The sequence below is a fragment of the Bradyrhizobium sp. BTAi1 genome, assembly GCF_000015165.1.
GTDB lineage: Bacteria > Pseudomonadota > Alphaproteobacteria > Rhizobiales > Xanthobacteraceae > Bradyrhizobium > Bradyrhizobium denitrificans.
Genome location: NC_009485.1, coordinates 3,663,780 through 3,681,844, shown reverse-complemented (window position 1 = coordinate 3,681,844; position 18,065 = coordinate 3,663,780). Strand labels below are relative to the sequence as shown.

17 protein-coding genes and 1 pseudogene are annotated in these 18,065 nt (G+C 64.4%); 10 read left to right on the top strand and 8 right to left on the bottom strand.

Annotated features, from left to right (window positions below; genetic code table 11):
- Nucleotides 1-6: 6 nt before the first annotated feature.
- A complete protein-coding gene (gene hpaD, locus BBTA_RS16500) occupies nucleotides 7-924 on the bottom strand; it encodes a 3,4-dihydroxyphenylacetate 2,3-dioxygenase (RefSeq protein WP_012043631.1) in 918 nt (305 codons plus the stop codon).
- A gap of 184 nt (nucleotides 925-1,108) precedes the next feature.
- A complete protein-coding gene (locus BBTA_RS16495; RefSeq protein ID WP_012043630.1) occupies nucleotides 1,109-1,630 on the bottom strand; it encodes an Hsp20/alpha crystallin family protein in 522 nt (173 codons plus the stop codon).
- Between the two features lie 517 nt (nucleotides 1,631-2,147).
- On the opposite strand from BBTA_RS16495, the gene BBTA_RS16490 reads away from it, so the two are divergent.
- From BBTA_RS16490 to BBTA_RS16485, 3 genes and pseudogenes are all read left to right on the top strand, one after another.
- A complete protein-coding gene (locus BBTA_RS16490) occupies nucleotides 2,148-3,899 on the top strand; it encodes an ATP-binding protein (protein ID WP_012043629.1) in 1,752 nt (583 codons plus the stop codon).
- 67 nt (nucleotides 3,900-3,966) lie between these two features.
- Nucleotides 3,967-4,157 (top strand): annotated as a pseudogene (locus BBTA_RS41350) (efflux transporter periplasmic adaptor subunit); the annotation flags it as partial.
- A 72-nt stretch (nucleotides 4,158-4,229) separates the two neighbouring features.
- Entirely contained in the window at nucleotides 4,230-4,814 is a 585-nt protein-coding gene (locus BBTA_RS16485) for a peroxidase-related enzyme (protein ID WP_012043628.1), read from the top strand.
- A 17-nt stretch (nucleotides 4,815-4,831) separates the two neighbouring features.
- Here BBTA_RS16485 and BBTA_RS16480 read toward each other — a convergent pair whose 3' ends face one another.
- The gene (locus tag BBTA_RS16480; protein ID WP_012043627.1) at nucleotides 4,832-5,458 is read right to left on the bottom strand and encodes a ParB-like protein; all 627 of its coding nucleotides are present in this window, start codon (nucleotides 5,456-5,458) and stop codon (nucleotides 4,832-4,834) included.
- Nucleotides 5,459-5,655: 197 nt separating this feature from the next.
- Between BBTA_RS16480 and BBTA_RS16475 the strand changes: the two genes are divergently transcribed.
- The 7 genes from BBTA_RS16475 to BBTA_RS16445 all read left to right on the top strand — a co-directional run bounded on the left by BBTA_RS16475 (nucleotide 5,656) and on the right by BBTA_RS16445 (nucleotide 10,981).
- Nucleotides 5,656-6,006, top strand: a complete 351-nt coding sequence (locus BBTA_RS16475; protein WP_012043626.1) for a hypothetical protein — start codon at nucleotides 5,656-5,658, stop codon at nucleotides 6,004-6,006.
- A gap of 216 nt (nucleotides 6,007-6,222) precedes the next feature.
- Nucleotides 6,223-6,504, top strand: a complete 282-nt coding sequence (locus tag BBTA_RS16470; RefSeq protein ID WP_006609130.1) for an acyl carrier protein — start codon at nucleotides 6,223-6,225, stop codon at nucleotides 6,502-6,504.
- 9 nt (nucleotides 6,505-6,513) lie between these two features.
- Nucleotides 6,514-6,984, top strand: coding sequence for a 3-hydroxyacyl-ACP dehydratase FabZ family protein (locus BBTA_RS16465; protein WP_012043625.1), 471 nt, complete (start codon nucleotides 6,514-6,516; stop codon nucleotides 6,982-6,984).
- The gene (locus BBTA_RS16460) at nucleotides 6,981-8,183 is read left to right on the top strand and encodes a beta-ketoacyl-ACP synthase (protein WP_012043624.1); all 1,203 of its coding nucleotides are present in this window, start codon (nucleotides 6,981-6,983) and stop codon (nucleotides 8,181-8,183) included. Before BBTA_RS16465 ends, BBTA_RS16460 begins: the two co-directional genes overlap by 4 nt.
- Before the next feature lie 37 nt (nucleotides 8,184-8,220).
- The gene (locus BBTA_RS16455) at nucleotides 8,221-9,495 is read left to right on the top strand and encodes a beta-ketoacyl-ACP synthase (protein ID WP_012043623.1); all 1,275 of its coding nucleotides are present in this window, start codon (nucleotides 8,221-8,223) and stop codon (nucleotides 9,493-9,495) included.
- Between the two features lie 16 nt (nucleotides 9,496-9,511).
- Nucleotides 9,512-10,444, top strand: a complete 933-nt coding sequence (locus BBTA_RS16450; RefSeq protein ID WP_012043622.1) for a lipid A biosynthesis lauroyl acyltransferase — start codon at nucleotides 9,512-9,514, stop codon at nucleotides 10,442-10,444.
- A gap of 159 nt (nucleotides 10,445-10,603) precedes the next feature.
- Nucleotides 10,604-10,981: a VOC family protein gene (locus BBTA_RS16445; RefSeq protein ID WP_012043621.1), complete on the top strand. Its 378-nt coding sequence runs from the start codon at nucleotides 10,604-10,606 to the stop codon at nucleotides 10,979-10,981.
- A gap of 103 nt (nucleotides 10,982-11,084) precedes the next feature.
- On the opposite strand, the gene BBTA_RS16440 is transcribed toward BBTA_RS16445, so the two are convergent.
- The 5 genes from BBTA_RS16440 to BBTA_RS16420 all read right to left on the bottom strand — a co-directional run bounded on the left by BBTA_RS16440 (nucleotide 11,085) and on the right by BBTA_RS16420 (nucleotide 17,837).
- Nucleotides 11,085-12,191 (bottom strand): polyamine ABC transporter substrate-binding protein, encoded by a 1,107-nt coding sequence (locus tag BBTA_RS16440; RefSeq protein ID WP_012043620.1) that lies wholly within the window; start codon nucleotides 12,189-12,191, stop codon nucleotides 11,085-11,087.
- Between the two features lie 69 nt (nucleotides 12,192-12,260).
- On the bottom strand, nucleotides 12,261-13,424 hold the full coding sequence (locus BBTA_RS16435) for an aminotransferase (RefSeq protein WP_012043619.1): 1,164 nt from the start codon (nucleotides 13,422-13,424) through the stop codon (nucleotides 12,261-12,263).
- Nucleotides 13,425-13,433: 9 nt separating this feature from the next.
- The gene (locus BBTA_RS16430; protein ID WP_012043618.1) at nucleotides 13,434-13,757 is read right to left on the bottom strand and encodes a rhodanese-like domain-containing protein; all 324 of its coding nucleotides are present in this window, start codon (nucleotides 13,755-13,757) and stop codon (nucleotides 13,434-13,436) included.
- A gap of 109 nt (nucleotides 13,758-13,866) precedes the next feature.
- Nucleotides 13,867-15,789, bottom strand: coding sequence for a potassium transporter Kup (locus tag BBTA_RS16425; protein WP_012043617.1), 1,923 nt, complete (start codon nucleotides 15,787-15,789; stop codon nucleotides 13,867-13,869).
- 149 nt (nucleotides 15,790-15,938) lie between these two features.
- The gene (locus BBTA_RS16420) at nucleotides 15,939-17,837 is read right to left on the bottom strand and encodes a potassium transporter Kup (protein WP_012043616.1); all 1,899 of its coding nucleotides are present in this window, start codon (nucleotides 17,835-17,837) and stop codon (nucleotides 15,939-15,941) included.
- Nucleotides 17,838-18,065 lie beyond the last annotated feature (228 nt).

Here is an 18,065-nt window from a genome sequence, read left to right as displayed (position 1 = left end):
CTCGCTCTACAGCCGTCCCCCCGCAAGCGCCGCGGCGCGCGGCCGGCCGATGTCCGCGAGCGCCTGCGGCATCGGCGACACCGGAAACACCGCGTTGATCTGACCGGTCCCCGACGAGGGAAAGAACGGCGTGACCACCTCGACGCCGCGGTCGTAATGGTTCCAGCCGAGCGCACCGAGCAGCATCGCGGTGTCGTGCATGAAGCCCTCGCCATGACCCTTGCTGGCATATTCCGGCAGCATGTCGCAGAAGTCGGGCCATTCACCCTGCTCCCACATCTGGATCACCTCGTGGTCGAGACGCTCGAGGAACGGGCTGAACATCTTGTCGCGATATTCGTCGGCGGTGCCGTTCTGCGCGAAGCGGTGGCTCAGGGAGCCCGACGCGAAGAAGGCCACCGTGCCATCGTAATGATCCTCGACCGCACGGCGGAATGCCCAGCCGAGCTTGGCGCTGTCGGCGAGGTAATGCGAGGTGCAGAGCGCCGATACCGACACCACCTTGAAATGGCGATCGGCATTCATGTAGCGCATCGGCACCAGGGTCCCGTATTCGAGCGCCAGCGACGTGGCCGCATGGGCCATGGTGGCGATGCCATGGGCATTGGCCCCCTCGGCCAGGATGCGGCCAAGCTCCGGGTTGCCGTCATACTCATAGGTCATGTTGGCAATGAAGTGCGGCAGCTCGTTGGAGGTGTAGAGTCCCTGGAAATGCGGCGCGCAGTTGATGTGGTAGCCCGCATTGACCAGCCAGTGGGTGTCGAACACGACGATCGTGTCGACGCCCGCCTCGCGGCAACGCCGGCCGATCTCGATATGGCCATCGATCGCCGACTGGCGCTTGCCCTTGGCCGGACCATCGAGCTCGCTGAGATACATCGACGGCACGTGTGTGATCTTCGCCGCCAGTGCGAGCTTGCCCATTGTCTCGTCTCCCTTCCCATCATTCACGATCCGGCATGGCGGACCGTCTGCTTGGCCGACAGACTAGCCGGGCCGCCTCTCGAAAAAAAGGGCCGCGACAGCGGCCCTTCCGGCATTCGAGCCATCTGCTGTCCCAAGATCATGGGACAAGATCATCGCGACAAGATCATGGGGACCGCGGCGTTCACGCCGCCTTGATGTCGATGGTCTTGGCGGCCTTCTGCACCTCCGGCTTCTTGGGCAGCGTGACCTTGAGCACGCCCTGCCTGAACACCGCCTCGATCTTGTCGGTATCCACGCCGTCCGGGATCTGGAAGGAGCGTTCAAATGAACCGAAGCTGCGCTCGCGGACGTAATAGTCCTTCTTCTTCTCTTCCTTGTCCTCCTGCTTCTCGCCCCTGATCGACAGCACGCCGTTCGTGACCTTCACCTCGACGTTCTTCTCGTCGAGCCCCGGCAGTTCCGCCGAGACCTCGTAGGCATTGTCGTGCTCGGCCACGTCGACGGCGGGCGCGACCGCAAAGGACCGCGTCCGGGGAAGACTCGGCAGTTGATCGAACAATGACGGCGTGCGCCAGATTCCGCTGTGGAAATCCTCGAACACGCGGTCGATCTCGCGGCGCAGGCTCTCGAACGGCCGCCATCCCTGCACGGACGGCGCAGTTGCTTTGTCAGTATTGACGGGCAGTTTGGTGGGTTCAGCCATGACTTCATCCTCCTGTTTCACGCGAGGATCATGTCGTTAGCGGCACGGGCGCGACCGTCGCGCTTGACGAGATCGGCCGGCATCCGCTCCCTCGCGCTTGACGGGAAACATATACCGAAGCTCTCAGCGGTTTAGATTGATCACGATCAAATGAGCCCACTCTCCGATGTCCCGAGATCCTTCAAACGGTGCGGGTGGAAGCGGCGCTGCACGGACCTCCTTGGCGTGACACGGGCCGCCATCGGCGCGCCGGTTCCAAGCGCTCCCCGCCTCTCAAGAGCGGGCAAGATGGTGAATGCATCGTAAACCGGCGCAGCTCGCATCCTGCTTTAGGGCAGGCAGAAGAAAGCTTTGCGCTCCAAGGCGTTAAGTGACGAAAATGGAGCAGTCTGGCAGCCCTGTGGCGGCCATTCCAGCGCCCCGATCATGGCGGAATGGCGCGCGAATTGTGGATCGCTTAACAGATTTTCCAGTTCCAGCGGTGAAGGTGTCGGCTCAACCATTCACCACAGGTTTCATGACCGTGACATCCTTCGGACGCGTAATCTCGGTGCGAGGCTCCCAGGCCCGCGTCGGCATTCTGTCGACCCAGCAGATGACCGTTTCCGAGATCCGCGCGACAGTCGGCCGCTTCATCAGCATCCGCTGCCCGAGCGCCACGATCATCGCGATCATCACCGAGGTCACCAGTGAGGACCTGTCGCAGGCCCACGACTATGTCGCGACCGCGTCGGTGGACCTGCTCGGCGAGATCCTCGGCCCCGCCGAGCGGCCGAAATTCCAGCGCGGCGTCACCCATTATCCGACCATCGGCGACGCCGTCGACATGATCACCAGCCAGGAGCTGCGCACGATCTACACGCCGACGGCAGGCGACCATATCGACATCGGCGCCCTGCAGCAGGACACCAGCGTGCGCGCCTGCGTCAATGTCGAGGAAATGCTGTCGAAGCATTTCGCGGTGCTCGGATCGACCGGCGTCGGCAAATCGACCGGCGTGTCGCTGCTGCTCAACGAGATCCTCAAAGCCCGGCCGAACCTGCGCATCTTCCTGCTCGACGTCCACAACGAATATGGCCGCTGCTTCGGCGAACGCGCGCTGGTGCTGAACCCGCGCAATCTGAAGCTGCCGTTCTGGCTGTTCAATTTCGAGGAGATTGTCGACGTCCTGTTCGGCGGCCGCCCCGGCGTGCCGGAGGAGCTCGATATTCTCGCCGAGGTGATCCCGCTGGCGAAGGGCATCTACACCCAGTACCAGAATACGGACCGCATCGGGCTGAAGCGGATCGATCCCAAGACCGTCGGCTACACCGTCGATACGCCGGTGCCGTATCGCCTCGTCGACCTGATCAGCCTGATCGACGAGCGCATGGGCAAGCTGGAGAACCGCTCCTCGCGCATCATCTATCACAAGCTGATCTCGCGCATCGAGACCGTGCGCAACGACCCGCGCTACGCCTTCATGTTCGACAACGCCAATGTCGGCGGCGACACCATGGCGGAGGTCATCAGCCATCTGTTCCGCCTGCCGGCGAACGGCCGGCCGATGACGGTGATGCAACTCGCCGGCTTCCCGGCCGAGGTGGTCGATTCCGTCGTCTCCGTGGTCTGCCGCATGGCGTTCGATTTCGGCCTGTGGAGCGACGGCGTCTCGCCGCTATTGTTCGTCTGCGAGGAGGCGCATCGCTATGCCTCCGCCGACCGCTCGATCGGGTTCGGCCCAACCCGCAAGGCGATCTCGCGCATCGCCAAGGAAGGCCGCAAATACGGTGTCTATCTCGGCCTGATCACCCAGCGCCCGGCCGAGCTCGACGCGACCATCATCTCCCAGTGCAATACGCTGTTCACGATGCGCCTCGCCAACGAGCGCGACCAGTCGCTGCTGCGCTCCGCGGTGTCCGATGCCGCCGCCAACCTGCTGTCCTTCGTGCCCTCGCTCGGCACCCGCGAGGTGCTGGCGTTCGGTGAGGGCGTGGCGCTGCCGACGCGGCTGCGCTTCAAGGAAGTGCCGCCGCATCAATTGCCGCGCAGCGAGGCAACGATCGCCACCGTGCGCTCCGTCAATGCCGGCCATGACATGCATTTCGTCGCGGCCGTTCTGGAACGCTGGCGCGGCGCCACGTCGAGCCGTGATGCGGCCGGCGACGGCGGCACGATCAGCAGCGGCGATCGCGGCGGTCTCGCGACCGCGCTCGATGCCCCCATGCTGCAGCCGTCCATGGGGCTCGACCCCGACCGCTTCTCCCTGCTGAAGAAGCCGCTGCGCTAAGCCCGCGGCCGCCTGCCCGGACCCCTGCCGTGCCTGTCGTGACAGCAACGGACGGAGGACCTTATCCAAAAGCATCGCCGCCGGCATCGAGGATCGCGAGCGCGCCGAGAGTGCGAGCCTGCTGGCCAACGTCAATCCGACCTTTCAACTGGGTGCGGCTGGCGCAGCGCGTCCCCGGTCCGCATCGCGCTCGATGCCGTGCCGGAGCGTCGGGACCTGGTCGCGGGACGCTCGGAGACGGTCGAGGTGATGAACTGAGCCGACGGCCATTGCGCCCGCGCCGTCATGGATTATGGTTCGCCGCCCGAACGCCAATCTGGACCCGTTGCCATGACGCAGCCTGCCATCAGCCGCTTCCCCGTCCCCGCGATCGATGCGCTGCCCGACGACATCCGCACCCGCCTCCTGGCGGTGCAGGAGAAGAGCGGCTTCGTGCCCAACGTCTTCCTGACGCTCGCGCACCGGCCGGACGAGTTCCGCGCCTTCTTCGCCTACCACGACGCTCTGATGGAGAAGGACGGCGGCCTGACCAAGGCCGAGCGCGAAATGATCGTGGTGGCAACCTCGAGCGCCAATCAGTGCCAATATTGCGTCATCGCCCACGGCGCGATCCTGCGCATCCGCGCCAAGAATCCCCTGATCGCCGATCAGATCGCGATCAACTACCGCAAGGCCGACATCACGCCGCGGCAGCGCGCAATGCTCGATTTCGCGATGAAGGTCGCGCTTGAGGCCCAGGCGGTGGACGACGCCGATTTCAAGACCCTGGCAAGCCACGGCTTCAGCGACGACGATATCTGGGACATCACGGCGATCGCCGCCTTCTTCGCGTTGTCAAACCGGATCGCCAATGTCACGGGCATGCGGCCCAATGACGAGTTCTATCTGATGGGCCGGTTGCCGAAGGCGAAGTAGGCCGAGACTTAAGCCGGTCAGTCGTCCGATGCCGGGCCGCACCAGCCGGGCAGATAGACGGCATCATGGCTCTTGGCGAGCGCCAGCGCATGCTCCATGGCCGCCGCGAAATGGCTCTCCACCGTCTTGCGCTTGACCCGGCGGCGCAGGAAGTCCGCCCACAGAAACTCGCTGAACGGTGTCGTGTCCTTGGCAAAGCCACCGGCGCGGCGCAGCTCGCCCGCGAGGCTGCGAAACGGATCGTCCTTCAGATCCGCCACCGTCTTCGGCAGATCCTTGAAATGCCGCCGCTCGCCCTTGGCGTCGTAAGGATACACCCAGCGCTTGTTGTCCATCACGTTCCAGAAGCCGTCGCGATCGACCATCGAGAGATCGCCGATCACGCTGACGAGGACATCCTTGACACCCTCATCGTGCAGCGCGCGGGCCAGATGATGATGGTCGACGACATAGTGCCGCTTGTCCGGACCGAGCACGACGGGGATCATGTGCTTGCCGAGCAGCTCGGCCTGCTTCTTCTGGGATTTGTGCTCGCGCCAGCGCTCCCGCTTGTCCTTCACCTCGCGCATGCCGACCGTCATCTGCGTCGGTCGCAACGACAGGATCGGCACGGGATGCAGCAGCGGCTCGCGGGTATTGGCCATGCGTGGGCTCCAACGGATTTCGCGGACGCCTCGGGCGCGATCAGCACCGCCGGCGCGTGGGTTCCACCGTTACACCAAACGGGGCGGACACGACACATCCGCAGGGCGACAGGCCCGTCTGATGCAGCTCAACCCCGGCAAAGTTTCTTTGTGAGAGGCTGCGCCTGCATGCTAAGAAAGCACATCGGAGTCGAGGCATGAAGACCCAGCGCCCCATCGCAGCGGAGGAAGAGCATCGCGTGGTGCCATTCCGGCCACGCAGCGGTCCGGCGCGGCGCGTGGTCGAGGGCGGCGGCCCGCCGGTTCCGCTGCATCGGCGCGAGATGCTCCAGCTCGATCTCTCCCGCTATGAGCAGCCGCGCGAGCAGCCCGATGATTTCCGTCACCGCATCCTGGCCAATATCGCTGCGATCGCCTTTACCATCGCGCTGACCGCGATCGGCATCTGGCTGGCCATGAGCATTGCGGATCTGCGCAAGACCCAGGACTGCCTGCTGACCGGACGGCGCGACTGCGCCCGCATCATCACGGAGACCTACACCCCGTGAGCTGCTGATCCCAGCGGCGGCGCCGCGGCCAGACAGGGCATCACAATCCCGCCACAACCGAGCGGCCCGGCTCCATTGAACTCACCGCGGCGCTCCGATATACGGGCACACGACTCCTGGGCGACGGGGGTAAAAGGGCTCGCATCAGACGCCCCGGGGGCGGTGTCCTCTCGTTGCCCTTCTCCGGATTAGCTCAAAAATATCAAAGGCTTAGTGATGTCCTCAACATTCGATCAGGTCGCCACGATCATCGCTGAAACCTGCGACATCCCGCGCGACACGATCACGCCGGATAGCCACGCCATCGACGATCTGGGCATCGACAGCCTCGATTTCCTCGACATCGCGTTCGCGATCGACAAGGCCTTCGGGATCAAGCTGCCGCTCGAGAAGTGGACGCAGGAAGTGAACGACGGCAAAGCCAGCACCGAACAGTATTTCGTGCTGAAGAACCTGTGCGCCCGCATCGACGAGCTGGTCGCCGCCAAGGGCGCGTGAGCGCCCGCCATGCAGATCGAGTACTTCCAGCTGATCGACCGCATTCTCGACCTCCGACTGGACGAGAAGACCATCACCGTCGAAGCCAAGGTTCCCACCGAAAGCACCATTTTCGAAGGACATTTTCCGGGCTACCCGATCATGCCCGGCGTTTTGTTGATCGAATCGATGGCGCAGACATCGGGATGGCTGTTGCTTGCGCTGATGAAGTTCGAGCGAATGCCGTTCCTGGCTGCCGTCAAGGAGGCCAAGATGCGCGGCTTCGTCTCGCCCGGCGAGGTGCTGAGCGTCGAGGCCAATGTGCTGCATGAGGGCTCCGGCTATGCCATCACCGAAGCCCGCGTGAAGGTCGACGGCAAGCTTCGCTCCAATGCGACAATCACGTTTAGCCATGTCCCCTTCCCCAACCCGGAATTGCGCGGACACATGGACGCCGTCGCCCAGCGCGTCGGCTTTCCGCAACAGGTCCTGCAGCGATGAATGAGACAGCCGTGACCGCCGAGCCCGTCGAAGTCTGGATCACCGGTATCGGGCTTGCGACCTCGCTTGGCGAGGGCCTCGATGCGAACTGGGACGCCCTCAACTCCGGCCGGATCAATGTCGACGAGCAGGGCTTCGCGCCCTACATCGTGCATCCCTGGGCCAAGGTGAATCTGGAAGCGCAGATCCCCAAGAAGGAACAGCGCCAGATGGAGGCGTGGCAGCGCATCGGCACCTATGCCGCCGGGCTGGCGCTGGATTCCGCCGGCCTCAAAGGCAATAAGGAGATCCTGTCCCGGATGGACATGATCGTCGCCGCCGGTGGCGGCGAGCGCGACATCTCGGTCGACACCAACATCCTCAACGCCGAGGCGCAGGGCAATTGTACGCCGGGCTTTCTCAACGACCGGCTGATGAGCGATTTGCGCCCCACCCTGTTCCTGGCGCAGCTCTCCAACCTGCTCGCCGGCAACATCGCAATCTCGCATGGCGTGTGCGGCACCTCGCGCACCTTCATGGGCGAAGAGGTCGCGGGCGTCGACGCGTTCAAGATCGCGCTGGCGCGCATTGCCGGCGGCCAGAGCGACATCGCGCTGGTCGGCGGCTCGCATAATGGCGAGCGCAAGGACCTGCTCGTTCTGTACGAGTTCGGCGACTACAATTTGAAGAACAAGTTCGCCCCGGTCTGGGACCGCAAGGAGCATCCCGGCTTTGCGCTCGGATCGGCCGGTGCATTCCTCGTGCTGGAATCCAGGCCCCATGCCGAGGCCCGCGGTGCCAGGCCGCTGGCGCGGCTCAGCAAGGTGGTCGCCGATCGCGCCCGCCGCAAGGAAGCCGGTGCCGTGACTGGCACGCTGGAGCGGCTGTGGTCCGCGCTGGACGTCCACGAAGCCCCCGGCGCCATCATCACCGGCGCAACAGGCGCCGAGCCCGTGACCTCGGAAGAGCGCGCCTTCCTCGGTCAACACAAGGCCTTCGCCGTGCGATCGAGCGGAACCCGCTTCGGCCATACGATGGAAGCCCATTTCGCCCTCGGCCTTGCGCTTGCGGCGCTGTCGATATCCCGTGGCGCGCTGTTTGCGCCGGGCGATTCCTCCGGCGTCGAGATCGAGATGAAGCAGGCTCCGGCCCAGATCGTCGTGGTCGGTGCCGGCCATTACCGCGGCGAAGGCATGGCCTTGGTCGAATCAGTCAAGTGAGCGCGGCGCGGCCGACGGATACGCGACGGGGGACAATATGAGTGTACGCGACAAGTTTGGACGCCCCATCGTGGTTGTGACCGGGATGGGCATCGTCACCTCGCTCGGCGCCGGCAAAGCAGAGAACTGGAGCAAGCTGGTCGCCGGCGAATCCGGCATCCGCACCATCACGCGCTTTCCGATCGACGGCCTGAAGACCACGATGGCCGGCACCGTCGATTTCGTCCCGGTCGCCCCTTTCACCTCGACAGGGCTCTCCGAACGACTCGGCCACATGGCGGTCGAAGAAGCGATCGCGCAATCCGGGATCGGCACCAAGGGTGACTTCCCGGGTCCGCTGTTTCTCGCGGTTGCGCCGGTCGAGATAGAATGGCCGCAGCGTCTGGAGCTCGCGCACGAGGTCGGCGGCACGCAATTCACCTATGACGACCTGCTGAGGGTCTGCGGCGGCGGCAAGTTCGTGAATTATCACCACCGCTTCCTGTTCGGCTCGGTCGCGGATTCGCTGTCGGATACGTTCGGCACCAAGGGGTCGCCGATCTCGCTGTCGACCGCCTGCGCCTCCGGCGCGACCGCGATCCAGCTCGGTGTCGAAGCCATCCGGCGCGGCGAGACCGATGTCGCGCTGTGCGCGGCCACCGAGGGCTCGGTGAATCCGGAGGGGCTGGTGCGCTTCTCGCTGCTGTCGGCGCTGTCGACGCAGAACGATCCGCCGCAGGCGGCCTCCAAGCCGTTCTCCAAGAACCGCGACGGTTTCGTGATGGCCGAGGGCGCCGGCGCGCTGGTACTGGAGAGCTACGATGCGGCAGTGGCGCGCGGCGCCAAGATCCTCGGCGTCGTCGCCGGCTGCGGCGAACTGACCGATTCCTTCCATCGCACCCGCTCCTCGCCGGACGGCAAGCCGATCATCGGCTGCATCCGCAAGGCGTTGGCCGATGCCGGCATGGCGCCGGAGCAGATCGACCACATCAACGCCCACGGCACCGCCACGCCCGAGAACGACAAGATGGAATATGTCGGCGTCTCCGCCGTGTTCGGCGATTACACCAGCAGGATTCCGGTCTCGTCCAACAAGTCGATGGTCGGGCACACCATCTCTGCGGCCGGCGCGGTGGAGGCGATCTTCTCGCTGCTCACGCTGGAGCATCAGCGGATTCCGCCGACCATCAATTTCGATGTTCCGGATCCCGCGATCCTGTTCGACGTGGTCGGCAACAAGGCGCGCGATGCGCGCGTCACCACCGTGATGTCGAACTCGTTCGGGTTTGGCGGCCAGAACGCCTCGCTGATCCTGACCCGCGAACCGGCCTGATCCGCCTGTCGCATCGATGAGTCTCATTCCCCTCCGGACCAAGCTCGTCATCCGCCAGGCCGTGAAGTCGCTCGGGGCCTCCGCCGTCGGCGGGCTGACGGTCGGCATGCTCAGAACGACGCGCTATTTCGACCCGCAGAAGACCGCCGACCGCTTCGCGCGCATCGCGCAGTGGATCGGCCCCAAGCTGCGCGAACAGCGCATTGGCCGCGACAATCTCACGAGAGCTTTCCCGGAGAAGTCGCCCGAGGAGATCGAGACGATCCTCGCCGGCGTATGGGACAATCTCGGCCGCGTCGGCGCCGAATTCGCCCATCTCGACAAGATCTGGGACTACGACGAGGCCCATCCCGAGCGCAGCCGGATCGAGCTGTCGCCGCGCACCCACGAGTTGTTTCATCAGCTCCGTCTCGACGGCAAGCCGGCGCTGATCTTCGCCAGTCATCTCGCCAATTGGGAGATGCCCGCGCTCGCCGCCGTCGCCCACAAGCTCGACACCGCGATCTTGTATCGCCGGCCCAACATCGCCGCGGCCGACCGCATCATCCAGGAGATGCGGCAGGTCAAGATGGGCACGCTCGTCCCCGCCGGCCGCGACGCCCCGCTGCGGCTCGGCGAGGCACTCAAGAACGGCCAGCATGTCGCGATGCTGGTCGACCAGTACCTGACCGGCGGCGTCGAGGTGACGTTCTTCGGCCGCAAGACCCGCGCCAACCCGATGCTCGCGCGCCTGCTGCGCCAGGTCGAATGCCCCGTGCATGGCGTCCGTATCATCCGCCTGCCCGGCAACCGCTTCCGCGCCGAACTGTCGGAGGAAGTGAAGCCGGTGCGGACGGCCGATGGCCAGATCGACATCCAGGGCACGACGCAGGCGGTCACCAACGTGGTCGAGAGCTGGATCCGCGAATATCCGGAGCAATGGCTCTGGCTGCACCGGCGCTGGCGCTGAGCGGCACACAGCCAAATTCCACCACGAGGAAGCAGACATCCAGTATCATTTGCTTCTCGTGGGCCTATTCAAAGAAAAACCTTACCTCCCCCGCCGTCGCTCGCTAGTTTGGCCTCCGATCCGACAGCTGTTCGGAAGCTTCAGGGAGGACAAGCACGCATGTTTTCGCACATCATGATCGGCACCAACGACCTCGACAAGGCCAAGGCCTTCTACGACAAGCTCTTGGGAACGTTGGGCGTGAGGCCGGCCAAGGTCGACGGCCACCGCATCTTCTATTTCACGCCGACCGGCGTCTTCTCGGTGTCCAAGCCGATCAATGGCCAGCCGGCGACCCCCGCCAATGGCGGCACGATCGGCTTTTCCTGCAGTTCGCCCGAGCAGGCCGACGCCTGGCATGCAGCAGGCCTCGAAGCCGGCGGCACGACCTGCGAAGAACCGCCCGGCATCCGCCAGGGCTCCGCCGGCAAGCTGTATCTCGCATACTTGCGCGATCTCGACGGCAACAAGCTCTGCGCGATGCACCGGATGGCGTGATTCTGCGCCGTCATTGCGAGGAGCAACGCGACGAAGCAATCCAGAATCTTCGTGCGAACCCTGGATTGCTTCGCTGGCGCTCGCAATGACGCCAGCCGAAGCTTCACCGCCCCGTCTTCACCTTCGTCCAGAGACGGTTGATGATCCGCTGCGTCGCCGGCTCGCGGGCAGTGATGACGAACAATTTTTTCAGCGTCGCGTCGTCCGGATAGATGTTCTTGTCGCCGAGGATCTTCGGGTCGATCAGCTTCTGGCTCGCCAGATTGCCATTGGCGTAGGACAGGAAGTCGGAGTTCTTGGCGGCGACCTCGGGCCGGTAGAGATAGTTGATCAGTGCATACGCCTCGGTGACGTGCTGCGCGTCGGCGGGGATTGCGAAATTGTCGAAGAACATCTGCGCGCCCTCTTTGGGGATCGCATAGCCGATCTCGATGCCGTTCTTGGCCTCCTCGGCGCGGCTCCTCGCCTGCATGATGTCGCCGGACCAGCCGACGACGAGGCAGATCTCGCCGGTGGCGAGCGCGCTCAAATATTCCGACGAATGAAACTTGCGCACTGATGGAGCGACCTTGCCGACCACCTCGGCGGCCTTCTCGAGGTCGGCCTGCTTGGTCGAGTTCGGATCGAGGCCGAGATAGTTCAGCGCTGCCGGGAAGATGTCGTCGGCGGAGTCCAGCATGTGGACGCCGCAATCCTTGAACTTGGCGAGGTTCTCCGGCTTGAACACCATGTCCCAGCTGTCGATCCGCGCACCAGCCCCTAAGATCTTCTCGATCGTCTTGACGTTATAGCCGATGCCGGTCGTGCCCCACATGTAGTTGGCGGCGAACTGATTGCCGGGATCGTAGGTGGCGAGACGCTCGGTCACGACCGGCCACGCATTGGCGAGATTGGGCAGCTTGGTCTTGTCGAGCGGCTGGAAGATCTTGGCCTTGATCTGGCGCTGCAGGAAATACGCCGTGGGCACCACCACGTCATAGCCGGACTTGCCGGCGAGCAGCCGCGTTTCCAACGTCTCGTTGGCGTCGAACGTGTCGTAGACGACCTTGATGCCGGTCTCCTTGGTGAAGTCGTCGAGGACCCCCGGCGCCATGTAGTTCGACCAGTTATAGAAGTTGACGACGCGCTCTTCGGCATGGCCGGCCGACGCCGAGAGCGTCAGCGTCACAACGGCCAGCGCCAGAGCCGAACGAATGCAGCCGCGCGTCATGAGCTTATCTCTTGTTTGAGCATGATCTTTGCGGAAAATCGGTGCCCACTTTTCCGGATCATGCTCGAGCTACCGTCGGTGAATGGCGTCGGACAGGCGCTCCAGCGCCGTATCGAGCGTCGCGTCCTTCTTGGCAAAGCAGAACCTGACGACCGAGGTCACGGCATCCTTCTCATAGAACGCCGACACCGGGATCGCCGCCACCTTGTAGTCGTGAACGATACGGCGGCAGAACTGCTCGTCGGTCTCGTTGAGGCCGAGCGGCGACAGGTCGACGGTGAGGAAATAGGTGCCCTGCGCCTTCAGCACGGGAAAACCGAGACGTTCGAGGCCTGCCGTGAGCCGGTCGCGGCTGCGCGCCAGCTCCGCGCGCATGTCGAGGAAGTAGTCGTCGGACTTCCCGAGCCCGTAGGCCACCGCCATCTGAAGGTTCGGCGCCGTCGTGAAGGTGAGGAACTGATGCACCTTGGCCGCGACACGCAGCAGCTGCGGCGCGGCGCAGACGAAGCCGATCTTCCAGCCAGTGAGCGAGAAGATCTTGCCGGCCGAGCCGACCTTGATGGTGCGGTCGCGCATGCCGGGGATGGTGATCAGCGGGATGTGCTCGCGGCCGTCGAAGACCACGTGCTCCCAGACCTCGTCGCAGATCGCGACCGCGTCGAACTCCTGGCAGAAGCGCGCCAAGAGCTCCAGGTCCTCGCGCGGATAGACCACGGCGGCCGGGTTCAGCGGATTGTTGAACAGCACGGCCTTGGTCTTCGGCGAGAATGCTTGCCGCAGCATCTCCTCGGACAGTCGCCAATGCGGCGGCTCGAGCCGCACCAGGCGCGGAATGCCGCCGGCCTGGCGGATGATCGGCAGGTAGGAATCGTAGACCGGCTGAAAGCAGATCACCTCGTCGCCCGGCTCGACCACCGACAGGATCGCCGAGGTCAGCGCCTCGGTGCCGCCGGAGGTCACCATGACCTCGCTCATCGGATCGAGGTCGAGCTTGTGCCAGTGCTTGTAGTGCGCCGCGATCGCCTGGCGCAGCTCGGGCAGCCCCATCATCGACGGGTACTGGTTGTAGCCGTTCAGGACGGCATCGGCCGCGGCGCGGCGGATGTCCTCCGGGCCGGGATCGTCGGGAAAGCCCTGGCCGAGATTGATGGCGTTGTTGTCGCGCGCGAGCTGCGACATCTGCTCGAAAATGGTGACGGGCAGATCAGCGAAGACCTTGTTCTGCGAGATCATGATGCGGTGTCAGCCGCCGGTCTTGATCGGCAGGCCGGCCGCCTTCCAGCCGAGCATCCCGCCCTGGAGGTGCTTGTCATAGGGCAGACCGGCCGCCTGCGCCGCCAGCGAGGCGGTCACCGAGCGCTTGCCGGAGCGGCAGGCAAACACGACGTCCTTGCCCTGGGGATCCGGGATCAGCTTCGGATCGAAACCCGACAGGGGAACAACAATGCCGTCCGGATAGGCTTCCGCAGCAACTTCGTTCGGCTCGCGCACGTCGACCAGAAGAATTCGCCCCTCGGCAATCCCCTGGGCCACGTCCTGCGGCGTCAAATCATGCACAACAGCCACGCCTATCCTCCAAGCCTGTAGCGGAGCCGCGTCAGGGCCCCCAACCGGGCGCCAAACTCACCCCAGACGCACCGAAAATCAAGCGGTTCGGCAACGGGCCGCGCGTCTCTCAGATCGTGACCTGGGTGCCGACCTCGACCACGCGCCCGCTCGGGATCTGAAAATAATCCGTGGCGTCGTTGGCCGACCGGCTCATGGTGATGAACAGGTGATCCTGCCAGCGCGGCATGCCGGAATGCGCCGCAGGCTTGAGGGCGCGCCGCGACAGGAAGAACGAGGTCGACATGATGTCGAACTGCCAGCCGAGCTTGCGCGCGATCGCCAGTGCCCGCGGCACGTTGGGCGATTCCATGAAGCCGAACCGCAAGGTGACCTTGGAGAAGGTCGGGCTGATCTGCTCCAGCCGCACCCGCTCCGACGGATCGATGCGCGGCGTCGGCGCGGTCTCGATGGTCAGGATCACGTTCTTCTCGTGCAGCACCTTGTAGTGCTTGAGGCTGTGCATCAGCGCCGTCGGCGCGCTCAAGGGATCTGACGTCAGGAACACGGCCGTGCCGGGAACGCGCTGCGGCGGGCGCTTCTCCAGCATCGCCACGAGGTCCGCGAGCGGGAATTCGAGCTTGCGCGATTTCTCGAACAGCAGCCGGCTGCCGCGCCGCCACGTATACATCAGCGTCATCACGAAGCCGCCCAGCGCCAGCGGCACCCAGCCGCCTTCGAGGACCTTCAGCAGGTTTGCCGACAGGAAGGTCAGATCCAGGAACAGGAACGGCGCGATCAGCGCTCCCGCCGCGAGCGGCGACCACCGCCAGACCTTCCAGATCACGACAAAGCCCATCATCGCCGTGACGACCATGGTGCCGGTGACCGAGATGCCATAGGCCGAGGCCAGCGCGCTGGACGATTTGAACAGCAGGACCAGCAGCACCACCGAAGCCAGCAGCAGCTTGTTGATCCGGGGAATATAGATCTGGCCCGAATGCGCCTCGGAGGTGTGACGGATCTCAAAGCGCGGCAGCAGGCCGAGCTGGATCGCCTGTCGGGTCAGCGAATAGGCGCCGGTGATGACGGCCTGGCTGGCGATGACCGTCGCCACGGTGGCGAGTGCGACCATCGGGATCAGCGCCCATTCCGGGAACATCAGAAAGAACGGGTTCTCGAGCGCCTTGGCGTCGGCGATGATCAGCGCCCCCTGCCCCAGATAGTTCAGCGCCAGCGACGGCAGCACGACAAACAGCCAGGCCGTCTGGATCGGCCGCTTGCCGAAATGGCCGAGATCCGCATACAGCGCCTCGGCACCGGTGACAGCGAGGAACACGGCGCCGAGCGTGATGAAGCCCACGATACCGTGGTGCAGCATGAAGGACACGGCGTTCACCGGGTTGATCGCCCACAGCACCTCCGGATGGCGAAGGATCGGCGGGAATGCCGCGATGCCGATGACCAGAAACCAGATTAGCATGATCGGGCCGAAAAAGGCCGCGACCTTGGCCGTGCCGCGCGCCTGGACGGCGAACAGCGCCGCGAGAATGATGACGGTCAGCGGGACGACGTAAGGATCGAACGCGGCTGTGACCAGCTTGGTGCCTTCGATCGCCGAGAGGACCGACAGGGCCGGCGTGATCACCGCATCGCCATAGAACAGCGCGCCCGAGATGATGCCGAGCAGGACGATGATGCTGGCGCCGCGGGTGACGCCGCGCTGCGCGAGCGCCATCAGCGCCAGAGTTCCGCCCTCGCCATGATTGTCGGCCCGCAGCAGGATGACGACGTATTTCAGCGTGACGACGACGATCAGGGCCCACAGGATGAGCGAGATCACCCCCATGACCGCATGGGGCGCCGCCTCGCCGCTGCTGCTGGCGGCCGTGACGGCCTCACGCAGCGCGTATAGCGGACTGGTGCCGATGTCGCCGTAGACGACGCCGATGCTCCCCAAGGTCAAGGCGGTAAAGCTGGCCGTCGAATGGGCGTCGCCATGCCCGTTTGTCGCCGGCGCTTCCGCGGGCGTGGCTGCGGCGTCAACTGTCATGGGGTAGCCCCCTCGAGGACTCGTTAATGCTTCACTGCACAATCGCAGGGCGCGCGGCTTATAGCTGCAGCGCTCCAAGGATGAGCCGGGGAGATTGCATACGTTCCATGCAAAATAACATGGATCAACCCTCCGGGCAATCGAGCCGATCAGATCGTCACCTGTGTCCCGACCTCGACGACCCGCCCGGTCGGAATTTGGAAGTAGTCGGTGGCGTCGTTGGCCGACCGGCTGAGCGCGATGAAGAGATGGTCTTGCCAGCTCGGCATGCCCGATTGGGATGACGGCTTCAAAGAGCGGCGAGAGACGAAGAACGACGTCGACATGATGTCGAACTGCCAGCCGAGCTTGCGGGCCACCGCGAGCGCCCGCGGCACGTTCGGCGATTCCATGAAGCCGAAGCGCAGCCGCACCTTGGAGAATTTTTCGCTGATCTTCTCCATGCGCACACGCTCCGACACATCGACCCGGGGCGTCTGCGCCGTCTCGATGGTCAGGATCACATTGTGCTCGTGCAGCACCTTGTTATGCTTGAGATTGTGCAGGAGCGCGGTCGGCACCGAGGTCGGATCGCTGGTGAGAAACACCGCCGTCCCTTTCACGATATGCGGTGGCCGCTTTTCCAGGCTCCCGATCAGGTCATCCAGCGGGACCTCGATCTTGCGCGTCTTCAGCACGAGAATCGCCGAGCCGCGCCGCCATGTCCAGATCGTGACTGCCATGGCCGCGCCGAACAGCAGCGGCACCCAGGCTCCTTCGAAAAGCTTGAGCAGGTTGGCACTGAAGAAGGACAGGTCGACAATGACGAAAGGAACGATGATGGCAGCGGCAACGGCGGCGCGCAGGTTCCAAAGCTTCCAGATCACCACGAAGCCCATGATGCCATCGGCGACCATGGTGGTGGACACGGCGATGCCATAGGCCGAGGCGAGATTGCTGGAGGTGCGGAACAGCAGCACCAGCAGCATCACGCCGATCAGGAGCAGGCGGTTGACCCGCGGCAGATAGATCTGCCCGGCGTGGCTCTCCGACGTATAGCGCACCTCGAAGCGCGGCAGCAGACCAAGCTGCACGGCCTGGCTGACCAGCGAATACGCCCCGGTGATCACGGCCTGGCTCGCGATCACGGTGGCGGCTGTCGCCAGCACCACGAGCGGCAGCAGCAACAGCTCCGGCACCATGCGATAGAACGAGTTCTCGATGGCCGCGGGATCGGACAGGACCAGCGCGCCCTGCCCGAAATAATTGATCAGCAGTGACGGAAGCACGAAGAACAGCCATGCCGACTGGATCGGCTTGCGGCCGAAATGGCCGAGATCGGCGTACAGTGCCTCGCCGCCGGTGACCGCGAGGAACACCGCTCCCAGCGTGACCAGTCCGATCGTCCCGTGCGAGAGCAGGAATTGGACAGCATAATAGGGATTGATCGCGGCAAGAACGGAGGGATCGTCAGTGATGTGCACGATCCCCATCACAGCCAGGCTGGCGAACCACAACACCATCACCGGACCGAAGGCGGTCGCCACCCGGGCCGTGCCCTTGCTCTGGACCGCGAACAACACCACCAGGATGAACACGGTGAGCGGCACGACATAATGCTCGAGCGCCGGCGCGGCGAGCTTAAGGCCTTCGACGGCCGATAGCACCGAGATCGCCGGCGTGATCATCGAATCGCCGATGAACATCGACGCACCGATGACGCCGAGCGACATCAGAAACATGCTGCGCCGGCCCAAAGCGCGCTGGCCGAGCGCCATCAGCGACAGCGTTCCCCCCTCACCGTTATTGTCGGCTCGCAGCAGCAGCAGCACATATTTGGCCGTCACCACGATGAACAGCGACCATAGGATCAGCGAGAGCACGCCGAGTACGATCATCCGCGACACCGGCTCGCCGTGAGCGGCGCCATGCGCCGCCTCGCGGAACGCGTAGAGTGGCGAGGTACCGATGTCTCCGAACACGACGCCGATGCTGCCGAGGGTCAGCCCCCAGAACCCCGATGTGCTCGCCGCTTCCTGTCCTTCGGTCGATGTTGCGCTGGCCGTCATGTCGCTCGGAACGCATCTTCCCTGTTTGGTTCGGGGCGTTTGGACGCAGACCCGCCGCCGATCAAGTCGCCACCGTAGCAGAGCTTGATTCCTCGGCTATGACCAAACAAGCACGGCGCTCACAGATCTCTCATCCCGCGTCGCGGCAAATTGCAGCGGCGGTCGCTCCGACGCCATGTCAGGTTGGCAAGCGCGCGAATCAAGGTGTGCTCGCACTCGGAGGCAGGA